Origin of the sequence: Endozoicomonas sp. (genome assembly GCF_965196975.1) — a bacterium.
Taxonomy (GTDB): domain Bacteria; phylum Pseudomonadota; class Gammaproteobacteria; order Pseudomonadales; family Endozoicomonadaceae; genus Endozoicomonas.
Genome location: NZ_OZ239981.1, coordinates 4,071,383 through 4,090,295, shown reverse-complemented (window position 1 = coordinate 4,090,295; position 18,913 = coordinate 4,071,383). Strand labels below are relative to the sequence as shown.

Genomic DNA, 18,913 nt, shown 5'->3' with positions numbered 1-18,913 from the left:
CACCCAATCGATTGCTTATCCATTGCCAGTACTTGATGGGTTGCTGGTTGCAAAGAGGGTGTAAATTGCTTGATGTTACTGTGTAAGAACCGTAATCTCGCATTTGGTTGGGTGCTGATATCCTTTTAAAGGTGTCAACTATGGTAAGGGTACTTTCGGTTTGCACCCATTCAGATTACCGCCAACAGACGCTAGCCTATACACTCTTTAATTCCTCAATTGCATGTGGCTCTGAGCGTTTCTACTCCAGTTACAGTTATCTCCCTTCATTATTGATGGAAACGGTGTGTGCAGAACTGCTTTTACTGCAAGGACAACATAGATGCTTGATGCTTTTGTATCTATTCTCGAGGCGCTTTGGCACCAGGATTTTGTGGCACTGCAGAATCTGGAAAGTGTATTCATGATCTACTTTTGTGTGACTTTCCTGATCTGGCTGGAGAGTGCATTCCTTCCTGCTGCACCATTGCCCTGTGACAGCATTGTTATTCTATCCGGTACTCTTGGTGCCATGGGTGTTATTGAATTTGAAGTTGTTGTCGTTCTGCTGATTCTTGCAGCTGCCATTGGTAGTTGGTTTGCTTATCTTCAAGGTCGTTGGCTTGAGCATTTGCCTAGGGTTAGAGTCTGGGTTGACAAGGTTCCTCCCAACAAGATTCAAGTGGTTGACAGGTTGCTGATTCAGCATGGTGTTGTTGCACTGTTTGTCGCTAGATTTATTCCGGTAGTGCGCTCATTGTTGCCACTGATGATGGGTTTCAGAATCAAAAATCACGCTCACTTTTTTCGCTTTGCAGGACTGAGTGCAGTGGCCTGGGTTGGCTTTTTAACGGGTATTGGTTATTTGTTGACGCTTCTACCAGAAAGTATTTCCAGAGTTGTTACCATAATTCTGATGGTCGCACCGTTTGTTACTCTGGGGGTGGCAATCATCAGTTTTGCTGTTAGTTGGTTTATTAAGCGTAATAAAAAAGTGCCCGTGATTGCAGTGACCAAATCACAAGGTGTTTAAGGTGACAGTCTCTACGGTAGTTCAGGTATAAATACCGCTTTCATCATTATATGAACAAGGTATTTTTGAGCTTATTTTTTAAGCAAATGGGCTTCTGGTTAAGTAGTGAAAGATACACAGAGAGCAGAAGACGATCAGCTGGTATCACCATCAAGGCAGGCTTTTTTCAGGCGTTTCGCTCCTGAGCCAGAGCAGGTTGTTCCGGATAGCCGTTATCCACGTCCTCCATGGGCTGTAGATAACAAGCTGTTTCTGGCGCTGTGTACACAGTGTGATCAGTGCATTGATCAATGCCCAATGCGAGTGCTGGGACGATCTGATGAGAGAGAAGAGATTCTTGCTGGCCGACCCGTACTGGATCTCTCTTATGGAAGCTGTGACTTTTGTGGACAGTGCGTTGAAGCTTGCCCATCGGGAGCTCTTAGCCGTGAGAAAGGGAAAAAGAGGCAGGTTGTTCCCCAGCTTTCTGGCAGTTGCCAGGTAGAACTGGGGCTGTACTGTAATCTTTGTGAGGAAACCTGCTCTGAACAGGCAATCCGCTTTGGGGCGGATAAAAAGCCGGTTATAGATCTCTGTCTCTGCAGTGGCTGTGGCGAATGCGCCATGGACTGCTACAGCCGAGTATTGGTCATGGCTAAAGCCTAGGCTCTGGTTTGAGCTGAGTCTGCAACCTGGTGTCAACAGATCCTAAGTTGCGGTTGTTTTTTTCCGTGGAATACCCAGACGCTGGCGCCGTTCCCAGAGCGTTTTTCTGCTGATACCCAGTTTTTGCGCAAGTTCGGTTTCTGTCATCTGGTCCTGATGCTCAAGAACAAAGCGCTGGAAGTAGTCTTCCAGTGTCAGGCCATCCTGAAGCTCTTCTGCATCCTGGCGGAACAGGGTCTGTTTCACACGAACTTCAATATCCAGGTTTTCCGGAGTGATGATGTTGTCCTCGGAAAGAATGACAGCCCGTTCGATGGCATGCTCCATTTCGCGGACATTCCCAGGCCACTGGTATTGTGAAATGGCAGCCATGGTTTCGGGGGCCAGTGAAAAGACCTCCAGGCCCATTTTTTCACAGGTTTTGGCCAGCAGTTTTTCTGCCAGCATCAGGATATCATTGCCTCTTTCTCTGAGCGGTGGAATGCGCAGTTCAACCACTTTCAGTCGATAGTACAGGTCTTCACGAAACTCATTCTGTGAAGAAAGCTGGCGGAGGTTCCGGTGAGTAGCTGCAATCAATCGAACATCAACGGATTGGGACTGCACTGAGCCTACACGACGAATCTCACCTTCCTGAAGCACCCGAAGTAGTCTTGCCTGGGCTTCCAGTGGAAGCTCACCTATTTCATCAAGAAACAGTGTGCCACCATTGGCCGCTTCGATCAGACCCGTTCTGGCTGCCGTTGCGCCGGTAAATGATCCTTTTTCATGCCCAAAAAGCTCTGACTCAATCAGAGTTTCAGGAATAGCAGCGCAGTTGACGGAAATCATCGGACCATTGATGCGCTTACTGTTTTCATGGATAGCTCTGGCAACCAGCTCTTTACCGGTTCCTGATTCACCTTGAATCAATACCGTTGCATCGGTTGGAGCCACCTTCTGTATTTGCCGGAACAATAGCTGCATGGCGTCACACTGCCCCAGAATGCCATTAAAGCCATCGCCAGTGAATGTCTCTTGAATCTGACTTTCCTTATCATCCTGGTCAGTATTGGTCTCGGTGCTCTGTGCTGTCTGCTTTTCAATAGCTTCAGCCACTCGCTGGATCATCTCCGCATGATCAAAGGGTTTGGCAATATAATCAACAGCACCCTGCTTCATGGTTGAGACCGCCGAGTTCAAACTGGCATAGCTGGTCATGATCAGTACTGGAATACCATTTGCAAGGTTAATCATTTCAGTACCGGGCTTGCCGGGAAGCCTTAGATCACTGATGATCAGTGAAAATGACTGTTGTTTGAGGAAGTCTTCGGCTTCATGAACAGAGCCGGCCTCGGTAATACTATATCCCTGTCGTTCAAGAAGACGACGCAGTGATGACCGGATAATTTCTTCATCTTCGACAATCAGTATCTGGTCCTGACTCATGCCATATCCCCCTGAAATTCCAACGGCTGCTCCACTGGCGCTGACTCGGACTCGTAGCGTGGAAGCGAAATGATGAAGCAGGATCCTCGCCCTGTTAATGGATCCAGCGGACTCACAACCTGAATACTGCCAAAATGTTCTTCGATAATGTTCCAGGTTAGAGCCAGACCCAGGCCAGTACCTTTACCAGCCTCTTTTGTGGTGAAAAATGGCTCAAACAGCCTTTCCTGAATGGTTTTGGGGATTCCGTGCCCCTGGTCTTCAAAACGAATGGTTACTGTGTGCTGGTTTGCTGTGGTGCTGACGGAAACAACACTCTCAGTGTCAATGCCTTCGTCTGATGCATCGGCAGCATTCTTCAGCAGATTGATAAACACTTGTTGTAATTTTTGGCTATTGCCGCTGACGCAGAGGCCATCGATACATAAATTGCGGAATACGATATTGCTGTTCTTATGGCTCAATTGCAACAGACTAATTGCCTCCTGAATAGTACTGAAAACTTCTACAGGCTCTGCTACGGATGGGGAGCCACTGTTGTGTCCGATTTGCTTTCCCCCTTTCTGGCCGGAGTGAGCATAAGACACCAGTGTTTGAACAATACGACTGACCCTTTTGGTTTGCTCCAGTATCTGCCGGGAACTCTGCTGGATATCTGGGTCGGATGAAAGCGCACCCATTTCCTGGGCAAGGCAGTCAATCCCGGTAATCGGGTTGCCAATCTCGTGGGCTACACCTGCTGCCAACTGCCCGATAGATGCCAGTCGCTCACTGTGAAAGAGCTGCTCTTCCAGCATTTGAGTTTCCGTCTGGTCTTCCAACAACATAACCTGATTGCCACCAGTACCGGAAACAGGTGCCTCTACAGCGGCTTTGTGGAGGCTGAAATAGCGGGTACCTTCATCCATTTCAACACTGTGTTTGTTCAGGTGATTGTCGGGAAGTTGAATGAAATCACTGAGAATCTGATTCCAGGGAGCAGGAATGGTTTTCAACGGCATCCCCAGAACATCTTCAGCAGGAATACCGGTTAGTTCTGCCATTGCCTGATTCCAGAGCATTACTTCACCAGTGTTGTTTGATAGCAGAGACTCCGGGTTGTCAGCAGAAGGGTTCTCAATGGAAGAATCAATAGAGCATACGGCCATGGGCAGGCTATTCAACGTATCCCGGTGATAACGTCTCAAGCTATCAAGCTCACCAGCCAGACCGGTCAGTTTTGAGTGATACGCCTCCAGCCGTGACTCCATAAAATGGATGTCTTTCGGGACGTAATCATTTTCGACATCCAGGGGTAAAAAGGAATCGACGATTTCATGGGCAATGGTGGGTCCCATGAGCCCGGATAGATTGTTCTCAATACGATCCCTGAGCCGCCTCAGGGAGTGTGGCCGGTTGTCATCTGGCCTCATATTCAGGTCGGTCAGAGCTTTATTAATTTCCGTCTGAGCGGCTACAGGGCCAAGAGGCGCGCTGAGCATCTCCTGAAATTCGTATGAAGAGCGGGCCTTGGGGATTTTGTATGGCTGCTGGCTTACCTCACGGACCAGACAGGCTGCAGCAGCACTGCTCTCTTCATCCGACATTCTGGTAAAGCTGGATACCAGGTAGAACACCAGCACATTCACGACCAGTGATGAGGCGGCGGCAATATACCAGCCATCGTTAGTGATGGTGCCGAAGTTGACACTGCGGATTGGGAAAATCTCAAGTCCCATGGTCAAAGGCAGCATCAGGGTAAAAAACCAGACAGTGGTTCCAGATAGAATCCCGAGAATCAGTCCCTTATGGTTTGCTTTGCCCCAATAGAGAGTAGACAGAGTACCGGGGAGCAGTTGCAGAGCCCCAACATAGGCAACGATACTCAGGCTGTACATGTCCACTTCGTTGTGCAATAGCCGGTAAAACCCGTAGCAGCCGAGGATTAGTGTAGCAATGATCAGACGTTTTACATTGGTCAGCCAGCGGTAGATATTCATCTGGACCTGGGCAGGCTCTTTCGTCTGATAGATAGGCAGGATGACGTGGTTGAGCAGCATGGAGGACAGTGACAGCGATGTCACAATAAACAGGCCACTGGCCGCAGAAAGTCCTCCTATATAGGCGATGATGGTTAGCCATCGACTATCCAGCGCATTGCCAATAGCCAGTGGAAAGTACTCGGGTGGATAAGAGCTCCCGATTTTGAGACCAGCCCAGAGAATCAGGGGGGTCGAAATACTCAACAGTAATAAAAAGAAAGGCAGGCCCCAGCTGGCTGTGAATAACATTTTTATGTCGCGGTTTTCAGCAAACGTCATATGAAACATATGAGGCATAACGACAGCTGAAGCAAAAAACATCAACAGAGTTGTCCGCCAGGGGCCATCCTCCAGGTGAGAGTTCATTCCGATAATGACTTCAGAGTTGGCTTCAAGCCAGCTGTTTAATCCGGAAAAACCACCAAAGACCTCGAAGATTACTACACCTCCAAGCAGTGCCATGATGAGCAGTTTCAGAAGAGACTCAAAGGCAATAGCAACCACAAGACCGTCATGCTGGTGGCGGCTGGCCAGGTGCCGGGTACCAAACATCATGGTCAGTAACGTGACCATAATACAAAAACCAAAGGCCAGTTTCTCAGGAGATGTCTCATCACTCAGCAGGTAAACACTGTCAGCCACGGCCTGTATCTGCAGGGCAAGCAGAGGAAAGGTGATAAACAGTAGCAGCAGTGTACTTAACGTACCAGCTACCGGGCTCCGGAAACGAAAGGCCAGTACATCGGCCAGAGAGCTGAGTTGATAGGTGGAGGTTATTCTTAATATTGGAACCAGCAGGACAGGTGCTAACAAGAATGCACCGCTCAATCCAAAGTAGAAGCCGAGAAAAACATACCCATCGTCGTGAGCAACCCCGATACTGCCATAATAGGCCCAGCTGCTGGCATATATGCCCAGAGACAGTACATAGGTTGCCGGGTGATGAACTATCTTACGCGGGATAATGCCGCGATCGGTCGCCCAGGCACAGAGAAAAAGAATGGCCAGATAGGCAACACTGAGAAGAACAATATATTCCAGTTCAAAGCTCATCGCTGTTACCCCTGACTTGAAGGGTAAAGCCCGCGACAATCAGAATGAACCAGAGTATCCAGGGTTGATACCACTGTTCACCAAACGTAATCCACCAGCCCATGATGGCAGGAGAAAAAAGGTAAATACCGATCACCAGAAGCAGAACTAGACGGTAGATATACATATTACGTCGGTGCAGTTTCGCAGTTGGACAGACATGGTAATGGTTATATGGATAAACCGCAAAAGGGTTGTGGTTTTTTCTTTCTCTTCAGGTGGTTGCCACCTTCCTGAAGGTCAGGTTGATCCTGGGCTCTACTGGCCTTGCTGTTTTTGTCAGACAGTGTTGCCAGTATTTCTGGGTAGCTCCGGACATTAATAGCAGGGAGCCAGATATCAGGTCAAAAGTGTACGGAAGGATATCTTTTCGGTATTTATGGCGCAGGCGAAATCGTCTTGTCGCTCCCAGGCTGAAGGATGCAATTACCGGGTTTTCACCCAGCTCTGGTTCATTGTCACTGTGCCAACCATTACTGTCCTGCCCACTGCGATAAAGGTTAATTAATACAGAGTTAAATTGATGGTCAGATATCTTTTCGATCTGTCGCTTAATGGTGGCGACGGTTTGGTTCCAGGGGTGCGGAGATAGTGCCAAACCTGAGTATTGATAGTGTGCGCCAGGATCTCCCATCCATACCTGAAGCCTTGGAACAGGAAGGGTCTTACCGTAAATGGTTATATGATCCTGTTGCCAGGGCAATGCGGAGTATAGCTCTGAGTATAACTGCTGGCATATGGATTCTGAGGCAATCTGAGACCAGAAAAAAAAGTGAGCATCGGGAGGTGTGTATGTTTCCGGAGGTACTGATACAGAGATAAATGTATTCAATATTATCGGGCTCCTGACAACTTGTTGAGCACCATAGGTAGTCTTAGGTCCGCCGACAGCCAGTAAGAAGGTTTGTACTAACAGAGCCTAAGACTATTTTGTAAAATTACAGCCCTGGAGAGTCGTAAGTTACCCAGTAGATCATTTCTCCGGGGCAATCGCTACCCAGAACATCTGCCATAATATTATCAAGCTTTAACTTTCCTATCTGTTCAAGCCATTCGTCATCGTCCAGTTTTTCTTCCAGCAACCAACTTGGTACCGATTGACTGTCGGCGTTATACCATGCGACGGGGAAACGCATATTTTTAGGAAGCCGACTGCGCTTTACACTGAGAGAGGCATCACACCTGACGACCAGGCTATCTGCCACTTGCTGGCGTTTCCGAAGGTATTTTGTGGACTCCTTAGTGTATTTTTCCTCATAGGGGCTCATCAACTCTTCATGTCGGCTTTCCAAACAATGGTCATAGGCTCGACTGACATCGCTATTTTCATAACCCATAATGCTACAAGCTTCGGTGACTCTATTTTTTATATCTCTACTGAGATCTTCGTACCAAGGAGCATTAGGGCCAAGCACTCTCTGTGCCTCAAGGGTTGCAACAAATATCAGGTTCTCATCTGGTGAAAAGCAGGATGATGCATTTTGAGTGTGTATTGGGGCTTTGCTATTAATAGAAGGCTCTTGACGGATAAGTTGCTCTCGAGTACGCCTGGCTGCATTACAGAAATCAGAGTTCTCTGCTGCGGGGCTATCTGGCGAAGCGCCGGGAGAGACAAAGGCCAGTGTTTTGGCAGTCAGGTTGAGAGATAAAAAAGAAAGAGCAGCAACAAACGCTGTTTTAAACACTATCGACATATTCACTCCTTGAACACATCTTTCCCATATTTATAACCAGAAATCATTAGATTCTGGGTATTATCGATCTAACCATATATAACATGTTCAGCGAAATAGCGGTAGGTTTGTTCAAAGAGAGTCTTGTATGATCTCTTTTTTTCCGCTCATATTTCTTATCGACCAGTTTTTAACTCCCCAGGACAAGATCTCTTCAACAGAGCTCATTAACAGGTCCGCTTCTGGTTGTAAGCCAAATGCAGTCAGTGCTTTGATAATGAGTGGCCGTGGGTTGTTCAGTGGTATGGCTGGAGCATGATTCTGCTTACTGAGTTTATTGCCATTGTTTTGTGTAATGACCGGAACATGGGCATAGACAGGATTTGGATAATTTAACTGGCTTTGCAGATAGAGCTGTCTTGGGGTTGAATCCAGGATGTCTACGCCCCTGACAATATGACTAATCCCTTGAAAGTTATCATCGATGCAAACGGCCAGTTGATAAGCGTACAGTCCATCCTTGCGCTTGAGAATAAAATCGCCAAGCGTGCTTAAGTCAAACGACTGATCACCCTGAATACGATCCTGAAATTGAATGATACTGCTACTGCATAACAGCCTGAGGCTGTGGGGCTGGTTTGGGATCTTACGCTGGTTTCGACAATAACCGGGATACACACCATCCAGACCGGCAAGTTTTTTACGGGTGCAGGTACATGGGTAAAGTTTCTCTTCACGGAGCAGGGTGTTCAGGGTTTCATCATAGGCTTCACTGCGATCACTCTGAAAAAGCACGCTGTCATCCCAATGCAGACCATAAACTTCCAAAGCCTTGAGAATACGTTCTGCAGCCTGGGGTTGCTCTCTTGGAGGGTCAATGTCTTCCATGCGAACGAGCCATTTTCCATGATGGGCTCGTGCATCCAGGTAACTGGCCAGAGCGGCAACCAGAGAGCCAAAGTGCAGTGGGCCGGAAGGGGAAGGCGCGAAACGTCCAATGTAGGGGGGAGTGCTTAGTGTGTCGCCCATATGGAGTGATTATAAATCAGGCAATGGTATTTAGTGAGAGTCGTAGCAGATTCAGTTTGCAGAAGTCTGTCAGTATCTACAGTGCTGTTAACTATAAAAAATGAACCAGACGAGAATGAATCAGTCTGTGAAACTCACTGAGCCACAGCCTGACCCATTATCCGGGTAAATCAGTTACCCAGTTGTCTTTCCTTGATCTCGGCCAGTGTCTTACAGTCGATACAAAGCGTTGCAGTGGGGCGAGCTTCCAAACGACGAATGCCTATTTCTACGCCACAGCTGTCACAGTATCCGTAATCGTCTTCCTCGATCCGAGTCAGCGTATCGTTGATTTTCTTAATCAGTTTACGCTCACGATCACGGGTTCTCAGCTCAAGGCTGAACTCTTCTTCCTGACTGGCGCGGTCAGCAGGGTCAGGAAAGTTCGCGGCCTCATCCTGCATATGATTCACTGTACGATCCACTTCTTCCATAAGTTCCTGCTTCCAGCTTTGCAGGATCTTAGTGAAGTGAGCGACTTGTTGCTCATTCATGTACTCTTCCCCATCCTTTTCCTGGTAGGGGGTATACGATTTGAGCAGATTGCCTGTATCCGCGTTTTTCTGTGCTGACATGATTACAGCCTCACCACCTTCTATTCATGAGCCAGGGGAACAACAATCCTGGATCTCTCCATTTAGAGGCGCTCGCGTTCTGCCTGTTGAAAGCAGCCTCTGCGATCCCTCTGTTTCTGCCGGTAAGCCGGCTCCCTGAAAGCCAAGGTCAACACCACGGGTGCCTGGCGAGAACAAAAGCTCCTGGCACTTGCCTCTTGCCTTCCTTAAAGAAGCGGAGAAACTACCAAAACACATGGCAAGACGCCATAAAAAAATGTCATCCGCTTTCTGACATTGACCAAAACCTGTCCTCAGGTCAACTGATATTATTCTCTGAATCTGTTATCCAACTGATTCAGAGAGCCTATCAGCTCTACAGACGCAGGAATGATCAACAGTCATCTTAAAATTCTAGTTTAGAATATCAATAAGTAAATTAATGAAATTAAGTAATGAGTATATGTAATGAAATACGATAGCCGTCTCTCTGAAGCCAGTCTGATAAAAAGATACAAACGTTTCATGGCAGATGTCGAGCTGGCCGATGGCTCACAGATAACCCTTCATTGCCCTAATACCGGCTCCATGAAAAACTGTCTCTACCCGGGTTACCGCGTATGGTATTCAGACTCAGGAAACCCCAAGCGCAAATATCCCTGTACCTGGGAGCAGGCTGAAATCCCAGTGGTGTTTAACGGCGAAGAACGAATAACGCTGGCAGGGCTGAATACCGGGCGAGCCAATACCCTTGTAGAGGAGCTTTTGTTATCCGGTCAGGTGTCAGAACTTTCTAACTATCAGACTATCCGTCGTGAGGTTCGTTATGGTGAAGAAAATAGCCGTATTGATCTACTGTTGCAGCAGGAAGGTCTGCCCGACTGTTATGTTGAAGTGAAAAGTGTCACCTTGGCGATGGGGGAGGGACTGGGTCTGTTCCCGGATGCAATAACCAGCCGGGGTACAAAGCACCTCAGGGAGCTGACCCAGATGGTTGCTGATGGTCACCGGTCTGTACTGTTTTTCTGTGTCCAGCATACTGGTATTGACCATGTAACCGCTGCAAAAGAGATTGATCCAGTTTATGCGGAAGAACTGCAAAAGGCGGTTGAGGCTGGAGTGGAGGTGATGGCCTGGGGGGCAGACATTTCTCCAGAAACAATAGAGCTGGTAAGACCGTTGCCGGTCACTTTATAAATCGATTACTCATTAAAAAGGCTGGAAAGGCTCACAATCGTCCATTCAGTTAATCATTCAGAAGCCCACGGCTCCATGGCAAGTCCGGCAGGCTTCTGGCTCATTTTATTTGATGCTTAGCTTTCCCTTATCGGATTGTTCGGGTGTTGTGTCCAGTTCAGGTAGGGCTTGCCGGTCTGCTGCCTGATCATGGATATACAGTTTTCGACGGGGCAGGTGATCTGGCAGAGGTTGCACCCTACGCAGGCCTCATCGATGACATCAAATTGGCGCTGAGCTGCGTTGTTATCCGGTGTCATGGTTATTGCCTGGTGCGCAGTGTCTTCACAGGCCGCGTAGCAGCGACCGCATTGAATGCAGCTGTTCTGATCAATGCTGGCAATGGTCTTGTAATTCAGGTCAAGGTATTTCCAGTCCGTCAGACTGGGAACTGCGGCGCCTTGAAAGCTATCCAGTGATGGGTAGCCTTTGCTGTCCATCCATCGTGACAGGCCATCAATCATGTCTTGTACAATTTTAAAGCCATTCAGCATGGCGGCAGTGCAAACCTGCACTGTTCCTGCGCCAAGGGCCATAAATTCCGCAGCATCCCGCCAGGTACTGATACCGCCAATAGCGGAGATGGGCAGGTCAGCAGTATCCGGGCTTCGGGCTATCTGCCCTACCATGTTCAGTGCGATAGGTTTTACTGCTGTTCCACAATAGCCGCCACTGGTGAACTGATCGTTAACAGCGTGGTATCCCACCATCTGATCCAGATTGATTCCGGTAATCGAGTTGATGGTATTGATCAGTGATACGGCATCTGCACCACCGGCCTGAGCCGCTTCGGCAGCAATCACTATATTGGTGATATTGGGTGTGAGTTTAACGACAACGGGCAGGTTACAGTGTTGTTTGCACCAGTGGGTAACCATTTCAATATATTCCGGCACCTGACCAACTGCAGAGCCCATACCCCGTTCAGGCATTCCGTGGGGGCAGCCAAAATTCAGTTCGACACCGTCACATCCTGTCTCTTCTACCTGCCTGAGGATCGTTTTCCAGCTCTCTTCTTTGCAGGGCACCATCAGCGAGACCAGCAGTGCCCGGTCTGGCCAGTCTTTTTTGGTCTGGCGTATTTCATCCAGGTTGATCTGGAGTGGGCGATCAGTGATCAGTTCGATATTGTTAATCCCGATCACGTCACCCCGGGTATTTTTATGGCAGGAGTAACGGGAACAGACATTGACCGGTGCCGGGTCTTCCCCCAGGGTTTTCCAGACGACACCACCCCAGCCTGCCTCAAATGCCCGATAGACATTGTGGGCTTTATCAGTCGGTGGAGCAGAAGCCAGCCAGAATGGGTTAGGGGAGTGAATACCCAGAAAATTACTGCTTAAATCAGCCATTATCGCTACCTCCCTGCAGGTAATGATGGATGGCATAAGCAGCCCGCTTGCCATGCTCAACAGCGTGAACAGTCAGGTCTTCACCTTTATCAATGCAGTCTCCACCGGCCCAAACGTTTACCAGTGAAGTGCGAAAGTTGTCATCCGTTACTATGCGATTGCCGTTTAACTCAGGGCTTTCATTGGTGTTGGCAAATGAATCCACCAGGAAATGCTGACCAATGGCTTTATAGAGCGTGTCTACCGGTAAAGACGTCAGCTCACCCGTTCCCTGTAACTTGCCATTCGCATCCAGCGCGGTTTTTTCCAGCTGCACGGCTGTGATGTAACCACTTTCAGTAACCAGAGATGAGGGCTGAAGCCAGGTAAGGATTCGAACGCCATTCTCGCGGGCGAAAGCCTGCTCATGATCCGTTGCTGACATCTGTTCACTACCACGACGGTAGACAATGGTGACGTCTTCTGCCCCCAGCCGTTTGCATTGACAGGCGACGTCAATAGCGGTGTTGCCACCGCCGATCACCACGATCCTTCTGCCAATGGGCAGTTGGCTCAGATCATTGCACTGTCGAAGTGAAGATATGGCCGGGAGGGCATCTTCAACACCTTTTGCTTCTTCGCCTTGAAATCCCAGCGAGCGGGAACCTCCAAGCCCAAGACCGAGAAAGACTGCATCAAACTGCTTCCGCAGTTGATCCAGGCTGAGATTATGCCCCAGTTGCAAACCATACTCTGGACAAATACCACCAATGTCCATGACGAAGTCCACTTCTTGCCGGGCATAGCTATCAACCAGTTTGTAGGAGGCGATACCGTATTCATTCAGGCCTCCGGGCTTTTCCCGTGCATCAAACAAGGTAATGTTGTGACCTTTTCGAGCCAGATGGTGGGCACAGGCCAGTCCAGCCGGGCCTGCACCTACAACCGCGATGGTTTTTCCTGTTTCAGGCAAACGGATGAATGGGTGCTCACCTGACTGGCGATTATCGACGGCATAACGCTGCAGGCGACCGATCTTGACTGGACTGAACTCGGGCTCATGATTTCTGACGCAGGCCTGCTCGCAAAGGATTTCAGTTGGACAGACCCGGGCACAGCTTCCTCCCAGGATATTGGCATCCAGAATAGCCTGTGCTGCACCGTCAATATTGTCAGTGGTGATCCGGTTGATAAAGGATGGAATATTGATGCCAGTGGGGCAGGCAGGGATGCAGGGTGCTGCTTCGCAGTAGAGGCATCGGCTGGCTTCAATATGAGCTTCGTAATCACTGAGTGCAGGCTTAATATCAGCAAAGTTGCGTTGGTACTCTTCCGCTGTCAGCCTGCCACTGTATATATCGGGTTTATTCATGGCTGTTAATCCTCATCAGGAGTAAGAAGACTAGCAGCCATTGAATGGGTAGAGCGCTTACATACCCTCCAGCATCAGTAGGGTGATGCCGGAAGAGTTATGGGCAGTAATTGCCTTCATGTGATTGTAATCAGAGTGGGCGGAACCATCGGCTTTATCGGAGATAGTACGAATAACCACTAGAGGTTTGTTGTAGAGCAACGCCACCTGAGCAACAGCAGCGCCTTCCATCTCGACGGCCATGGCGTTGAACTCATCGTAGATCTCTTTTACTTCGTCCTTATCAGCAATAAACTGGTCGCCCGTGGCAATAATCCCGCTGTGTACTCGATCCCTGCCGACCACGCTGTTGGCCGCTACTTTTGCCTGATCAATCAGTTTCAAGTCAGCATGGAACTGACGACTTTTAAAGCCACTCATATGACCTTCGTCCATACCAAAAGCGGTTAAATCCACATCGTGTTGAACCAGCGATGTAGAAATCACCACGTCTGAGGGCTCTAACTCTGGATGCACCGCGCCAGCAATACCGGTAAAGATCAGGCTATCCGCATCAAACTCGGTTATGAACTCTGATGTTGTGACCGCAGCATTAACTTTACCGATGCCAGAGCGTGTTACCACGACATTCTGTCCCCGCAGGATACCGGTGTAATACGCATGCCCCCGTAGCGTGATCTCTTTGCGATGCTCTATCTCAGGTAATAACTTCTCGATTTCTACCTCCATTGCTCCGATGATGGCAATGGTGGGCTTTGTTTGTGAAGCAGGAAGGCAGGTACTGAAAATGAGAAGTATCAGAGCTGTCAATAATTTGCTTTGTTTGATCATTGTTGACGTATTTCTACAGACTAATTTCGGGAAAGGTGGATACCGGGGATTGTAGGGCTGGCCTTTCCTGCATCCAATAATCACAAACCGAATACCCGCACATATGACTATATATTTTTTTACACGACAATTTGATAATAAAAAGCTTTCAACCCTGACCTGTAGATCTGTTAATGCTGCTTTATATTCTTGACCTTTTTGGTACTGCGGTGTTTGCCATCAGTGGTGTCTGGCTGGCCTGCCGGAAAGACATGGATTTGTTCGGTGCAATGGTGCTTGCCTTTGTGACTGCCGTTGGGGGCGGAACTATTAGAGATGTTCTACTCTCCTCTACCCCCGTATTCTGGATAAAAGATACGCTCTACCTGCTGGTTATTCTTGCTACGACTCTGTTTGCAATTGTTGTTCGTCAATGGCATGAGCGTAGCAAGTGGATTCTTCAGGTGTCTGATGCATTGGGGCTGGCTGTCTTTGTCGTCATTGGGGTTACCAAGTCATTGTCATTTGGTGTGGAACCCATGGTCGCTATTATGATGGGTGTGCTGACTGGCTGTGGTGGAGGTGCTATTCGGGATATGCTGGCCGGAGAAGTTCCCATGGTGCTGAGGAAGGAGATTTATGCATCGGCTGCCATGGTAGGAGGAGCCGTATTTGTATTTCTGGAACCAGTGATTCATAACAGTGATGTAGCCACCGTTATTGCAGTGCTTACTGTGCTTCTCTTGAGACTGCTGGCACTTTATAAAGACCTGTCACTGCCTCGTTTCAGTTTGCCTATATAATTTGAGGTTAGTTTCTGACCGGCTCTTTTTTGGCCGGTCATATTCTGCCCTTTTGGGTAAACCTACGCTGTACATGGCTGGCAATTACTTTTCATATTCATATTAGATTGAAAAAATCACAAAATATTATTGAACTATTATTAGCGGCAATTGTCCTTTAATGGAAAATTTTTTATGGTCATCCTTTAAAAGGATTGAATCGTGGAAAAAGTAACCGCTGGAATTACTTCATTATCTTTAGCATCAACTTTTACAACATTAGCCTCATCTACCGAAGCTGGTGTAGTGGGAGCAAAGAAAGTAATGGCTTCATCTGAGGCAAAGTCACTTATACCTCCTCCAGTCCCAGCACGGCCGCCTAACTGGGATGAACTAGTTGTAAAAGCCAGGTACGACAATTGGAAGCTAACAGAATCACTAGTTTAAAAGAAGCAAAAACTCTGGTAGAAGAACGGAAATCCGCTGCTAAAAACCCTTCGCTGGCGTTGATGCAGGTATCTGAAGATGAATCAAGTGATGAGGTTTGTAGTCGTGATTTCGGATCTGATTCAGATGATTAAATAATGAAGTTTTTAAAAATGTTTGAGAAAGGGAATGTCTAATAAAGTGTTATGCATTTTTTGCAGTCGATACTCTAATAAGTTTTCTGTTTATCTTGTTATTATAAAACCATTCTAAGTGGTCAATTAATAACTCTACGCCATGTGCGACTTTTAGGTTTGCATAAGGAGACATGACTGATCCTGCTTTCTGCTATTAAAAGCAGTAGAAAGCAAAGAAGGTTTCAGTCATGCCCGTTGAAGAGTTTATCACTACAGTCTACTGCTTGATCGACGATTTGGTAAAAGAGCTTTTTCCTGTACCACTGCGACTTCGAGGGTTTCCACCAAAGCTCACTGATAGTGAAGCGATCACCATGGAAGTTGTCGGTGAATGGCTTGGGCATCATAAGGACACTGAGATTTGGAAGTATTTTACCCGACACTGGCGACACCTGTTTCCTGACATTCCTTCACGCTCGGCATTTGTCAAACAGGCCGCCAACTTATGGCATGTGAAACAACGACTGCAAATTCGTATAGTCCAGATGATGCATGCAGATAATGCAGATATCCATTTAATCGATGGTTTTCCGATTGATGTTGTCGTCAGAACCCGTGCACCACAGAGCCGTATCTTTAAAGCTGAGGCTGGTTATGGTTACTGCGCTTCCAAGGACAAGAAGTTCTATGGCTTTCAGGGGCATTTGCTGGTTGAAGCACGAGGGATTCCTGTGGGTTTTACTCTGACCGCAGCGAACGTAGATGAGCGTGATGCAGCCTATGACATGCTCGAGACCATTTCTGGCCTCTTGCTTGGCGATAAGGGCTATATAAGGCCTGAGTTTAAAGCTGATTGTCAGGAATTAGGTATTGATCTTCAGACGCCACTGAGAAAAAACATGCAAGATGAACGTCCGAAGTCGTTTGTAAAGCTGGTATTACGGGTACGACGGAGAATAGAAACAGTGATAGGTCAATTGACAGAGCGCTTTGAAATAGAAAAGTGCCATTGTCGAGATAGATGGCATATGACATCACGTATCGCTCGGAAGTTACTGGCACATAATATTGGTTCTTATCTGAATATAATTGCTGGTCGTCCTGCAATACAGTTTGAGAACCTTATTTCCGAAGATTAAAAAACGGAAAGCAAATAATTGCGTGATTTTGAAGATACAACTTGGACTTACCATCATGCTAGCCCGGATATTTCATAAACGTGCTCCCGTTCTCGCTTGTCCTTTGCCGCCCTAAGGGAGTTTTGCTCGGTCGACCGTACTCCCCGGTACGGCACTCCCTCACAAAATCCCTTAGGGCGACAAAGTCCTGCCCGAGATTCGGGGCAGTTTATGAAATATCCGGGCTAGTAATTTGAGATAGTTTCAGACAAAGTCGCACATCGCGTTAACTCTTGGTTTATTAATGGTTATATTTAAGATGATTTTTATTTGTAAAATTCGATAGAGTGATTCTACTCATGACTACAGATTGGCGCTTAAATTCTTCTTAATTTGGTAAATCATTAGCAATGGTTCCATATGTCGCTCCTGTTGTGTTCTCGAATCAAGAAGAGCTATCTGATCCAGATTTCTTAATCAATCCGGTCAGTCTGTTTTTGATAATAATCGCGGGGTACAGCCTTTTTCAAACAGTTCAGAAGGAATAGATAGGGGGGGGGAGATTGTTTATTCAAATCTCTCTCGAGCTGTCAGGAATTATGCTAAAGAAAATCTGTAACTATTCAGCACCCAGCAAAGGCGTATTGTTGTAATTTCGAACCGCTTTAAGAAGCGCCTGAAATATGTTCAACCCCTGCTTTTTAGCAGATGATAAATAGCTTCGGATTCGGGTAAACATGGTACCTCCGTCTTCGCTTCTGAAGCAGCCTGAGATCTTCTGCTTAAGTTTGGCCATCCTGGCATCACGTTCACTGCCATTGTTATCGAAGGGAATTGAAAAGTCCGACATGAAGCGCAACGTTTCAACCTTAAACTCAATAAGCCTTTTGAACAGGTTGTAGGCCTTGGTATTCCTGACCTTCTTACGTCCAAGCACCTGTCGTTGTTTTTCCATATAAGCGGTTTCCTTCGTGAGAGCCCTTTGAAGGATTTGGTCGTATATCGTCTCAATGCGAAGCTGTATTGCACCAGGCATTTGAGTCAGACCGGCTGCTTTGTATTTCTTGCAGAAGTGCCAGGAGAGCGTAAGCAATTTCATCAGCCGCAGAGCCAGCTTATTCGCATCCCTATCGACAACTCCCTGAAGCTCTCTCAGATGATGGGCATTACAAAGCACATGCACTGCCGCATAGGCAAAGTAGGACTTCCAATGATCGTGAACCAGAATGCCTGCAAAAGTCAGCAGGATGCCCATTGCATCCATTGCTTCACAACCTCGCCTTTCTGAGAGGTAGTAAAGCGTCCATTGGTCATCTCGCATAATGTGTAACCACCACAGTGAACCGTCAACCCGCATGCCAGTTTCATCCGCTCCTGCAACCGGACTTTCTTGTAAAGCATCGCGGATACTCTGCTCAGTAGAGGCCAGGTTCTCATGGGTATAGGCAACAAAATTGGCAACAGAGCCTGCGCTGACACTCATGCAATAAATAGTATTGAAATACTCAGACACCCGGTGATATGGGATGAAGTGATACTGGTTTAAATGAACAGCCATTGCCTGAGTCACTTCTCCGTATTGAGCAGCGGCTTTCACTCCTTGGGGAAACTCAGCGGTGTTCCGTTTACCACAAGGACATACTTTAACGTCTGCCCAGTACGCGGTAACTTCAAATTCTCCGGGTCTACCTGGATCAAAAACCTGTCGCTCAATGTATTTGGTGGGTTTAATATCGATAAGCGAAGACTGGCAACAGCAACATTTTTCAACCTTCAGATGCCTGACATAATCGGGTAAGGCGACACGTCTCAAACAAGAGCCTTGATGACCTTTCTGGCCACCTGGTTTATTGCCTGAAGATGGTCTAGGGCTTTTGGGGTTCGGTGTTTCCTGTGAGGAGCAGGGGGCTTCTTTGGAAGATGTATCACCTTTATCACTCCCTTTTTTACTGGGCTTTTGATAACCATCTGACGATGGTGGCTTACTACTGTTTTGACTGTTTTTATTAACCCTTTCTTCCAGTTCGCTGCAACGTTCCCGTAAAAGCGCATTCTCGGTCCGAAGCTCTTCATTCTCTTTAAGGAGAGCTTCGGTAAACGGAGTAGCTGGGAAGTCTGGTTCCATACTGGAGATTTGTTAGAAAAATTGAGTATAAGATGATGGTCGAAAAATCAGAAAATTCCAGATTTATATGAAGGGTGCTGAAT

At 47.5% G+C, this 18,913-nt stretch carries 16 protein-coding genes; 6 read left to right on the top strand and 10 right to left on the bottom strand.

Annotated elements, in window-relative coordinates; all coding sequences use genetic code 11:
• Window positions 1-322 precede the first annotated feature (322 nt).
• Together ACOCLE_RS18400 and ACOCLE_RS18395 are read left to right on the top strand one after the other, a co-directional pair.
• The gene (locus ACOCLE_RS18400) at window positions 323-1,012 is read left to right on the top strand and encodes a DedA family protein (protein WP_419533688.1); all 690 of its coding nucleotides are present in this window, start codon (window positions 323-325) and stop codon (window positions 1,010-1,012) included.
• 105 nt (window positions 1,013-1,117) lie between these two features.
• Window positions 1,118-1,657 carry a ferredoxin-type protein NapF gene (locus tag ACOCLE_RS18395; protein WP_419533687.1) on the top strand — a complete coding sequence of 180 codons (540 nt, stop codon included), beginning with the start codon at window positions 1,118-1,120 and terminating at the stop codon, window positions 1,655-1,657.
• Window positions 1,658-1,699: 42 nt separating this feature from the next.
• Here ACOCLE_RS18395 and ACOCLE_RS18390 read toward each other — a convergent pair whose 3' ends face one another.
• From ACOCLE_RS18390 to dksA, 6 genes are all read right to left on the bottom strand, one after another.
• Window positions 1,700-3,085, bottom strand: coding sequence for a sigma-54-dependent transcriptional regulator (locus tag ACOCLE_RS18390; protein ID WP_419533686.1), 1,386 nt, complete (start codon window positions 3,083-3,085; stop codon window positions 1,700-1,702).
• Window positions 3,082-6,159: an ATP-binding protein gene (locus tag ACOCLE_RS18385; RefSeq protein WP_419533685.1), complete on the bottom strand. Its 3,078-nt coding sequence runs from the start codon at window positions 6,157-6,159 to the stop codon at window positions 3,082-3,084. Before ACOCLE_RS18385 ends, ACOCLE_RS18390 begins: the two co-directional genes overlap by 4 nt.
• A 253-nt stretch (window positions 6,160-6,412) precedes the next feature.
• Window positions 6,413-6,901, bottom strand: a complete 489-nt coding sequence (locus ACOCLE_RS18380; protein WP_419533684.1) for an alpha-ketoglutarate-dependent dioxygenase AlkB family protein — start codon at window positions 6,899-6,901, stop codon at window positions 6,413-6,415.
• Between the two features lie 235 nt (window positions 6,902-7,136).
• Window positions 7,137-7,892: a hypothetical protein gene (locus ACOCLE_RS18375; protein WP_419533683.1), complete on the bottom strand. Its 756-nt coding sequence runs from the start codon at window positions 7,890-7,892 to the stop codon at window positions 7,137-7,139.
• 111 nt (window positions 7,893-8,003) lie between these two features.
• Window positions 8,004-8,900, bottom strand: a complete 897-nt coding sequence (gluQRS, locus tag ACOCLE_RS18370) for a tRNA glutamyl-Q(34) synthetase GluQRS (RefSeq protein ID WP_419533682.1) — start codon at window positions 8,898-8,900, stop codon at window positions 8,004-8,006.
• Between the two features lie 170 nt (window positions 8,901-9,070).
• Window positions 9,071-9,514, bottom strand: a complete 444-nt coding sequence (gene dksA / locus ACOCLE_RS18365; RefSeq protein ID WP_419533681.1) for an RNA polymerase-binding protein DksA — start codon at window positions 9,512-9,514, stop codon at window positions 9,071-9,073.
• Between the two features lie 504 nt (window positions 9,515-10,018).
• Here dksA and sfsA point away from each other — a divergent pair.
• Window positions 10,019-10,690 (top strand): DNA/RNA nuclease SfsA, encoded by a 672-nt coding sequence (sfsA, locus tag ACOCLE_RS18360; RefSeq protein ID WP_419533680.1) that lies wholly within the window; start codon window positions 10,019-10,021, stop codon window positions 10,688-10,690.
• A 116-nt stretch (window positions 10,691-10,806) separates the two neighbouring features.
• On the opposite strand, the gene preA is transcribed toward sfsA, so the two are convergent.
• The 3 genes from preA to ACOCLE_RS18345 are packed head-to-tail and all read right to left on the bottom strand — an operon-like array spanning window position 10,807 to window position 14,242.
• On the bottom strand, window positions 10,807-12,081 hold the full coding sequence (preA, locus tag ACOCLE_RS18355) for an NAD-dependent dihydropyrimidine dehydrogenase subunit PreA (protein ID WP_419533679.1): 1,275 nt from the start codon (window positions 12,079-12,081) through the stop codon (window positions 10,807-10,809).
• Window positions 12,074-13,432, bottom strand: a complete 1,359-nt coding sequence (locus ACOCLE_RS18350; protein ID WP_419533678.1) for an NAD(P)-dependent oxidoreductase — start codon at window positions 13,430-13,432, stop codon at window positions 12,074-12,076. The genes preA and ACOCLE_RS18350 overlap by 8 nt, the downstream gene beginning before the upstream one ends.
• Before the next feature lie 57 nt (window positions 13,433-13,489).
• A complete protein-coding gene (locus ACOCLE_RS18345; protein WP_419533677.1) occupies window positions 13,490-14,242 on the bottom strand; it encodes a 5'-methylthioadenosine/adenosylhomocysteine nucleosidase in 753 nt (250 codons plus the stop codon).
• Window positions 14,243-14,436: 194 nt separating this feature from the next.
• Between ACOCLE_RS18345 and ACOCLE_RS18340 the strand changes: the two genes are divergently transcribed.
• The 3 genes from ACOCLE_RS18340 (at window position 14,437) to ACOCLE_RS18330 (ending at window position 16,726) form a co-directional block, all read left to right on the top strand.
• Window positions 14,437-15,045 carry a trimeric intracellular cation channel family protein gene (locus ACOCLE_RS18340; protein WP_419533676.1) on the top strand — a complete coding sequence of 203 codons (609 nt, stop codon included), beginning with the start codon at window positions 14,437-14,439 and terminating at the stop codon, window positions 15,043-15,045.
• A gap of 398 nt (window positions 15,046-15,443) precedes the next feature.
• Complete coding sequence (locus ACOCLE_RS18335; RefSeq protein WP_419533675.1) at window positions 15,444-15,605, top strand: hypothetical protein; 162 nt, start codon at window positions 15,444-15,446, stop codon at window positions 15,603-15,605.
• 230 nt (window positions 15,606-15,835) lie between these two features.
• Window positions 15,836-16,726, top strand: a complete 891-nt coding sequence (locus tag ACOCLE_RS18330; protein ID WP_419533099.1) for an IS982 family transposase — start codon at window positions 15,836-15,838, stop codon at window positions 16,724-16,726.
• A gap of 598 nt (window positions 16,727-17,324) precedes the next feature.
• On the opposite strand, the gene tnpC is transcribed toward ACOCLE_RS18330, so the two are convergent.
• A complete protein-coding gene (gene tnpC, locus ACOCLE_RS18325; protein WP_419533096.1) occupies window positions 17,325-18,830 on the bottom strand; it encodes an IS66 family transposase in 1,506 nt (501 codons plus the stop codon).
• Window positions 18,831-18,913: the final 83 nt, after the last annotated feature.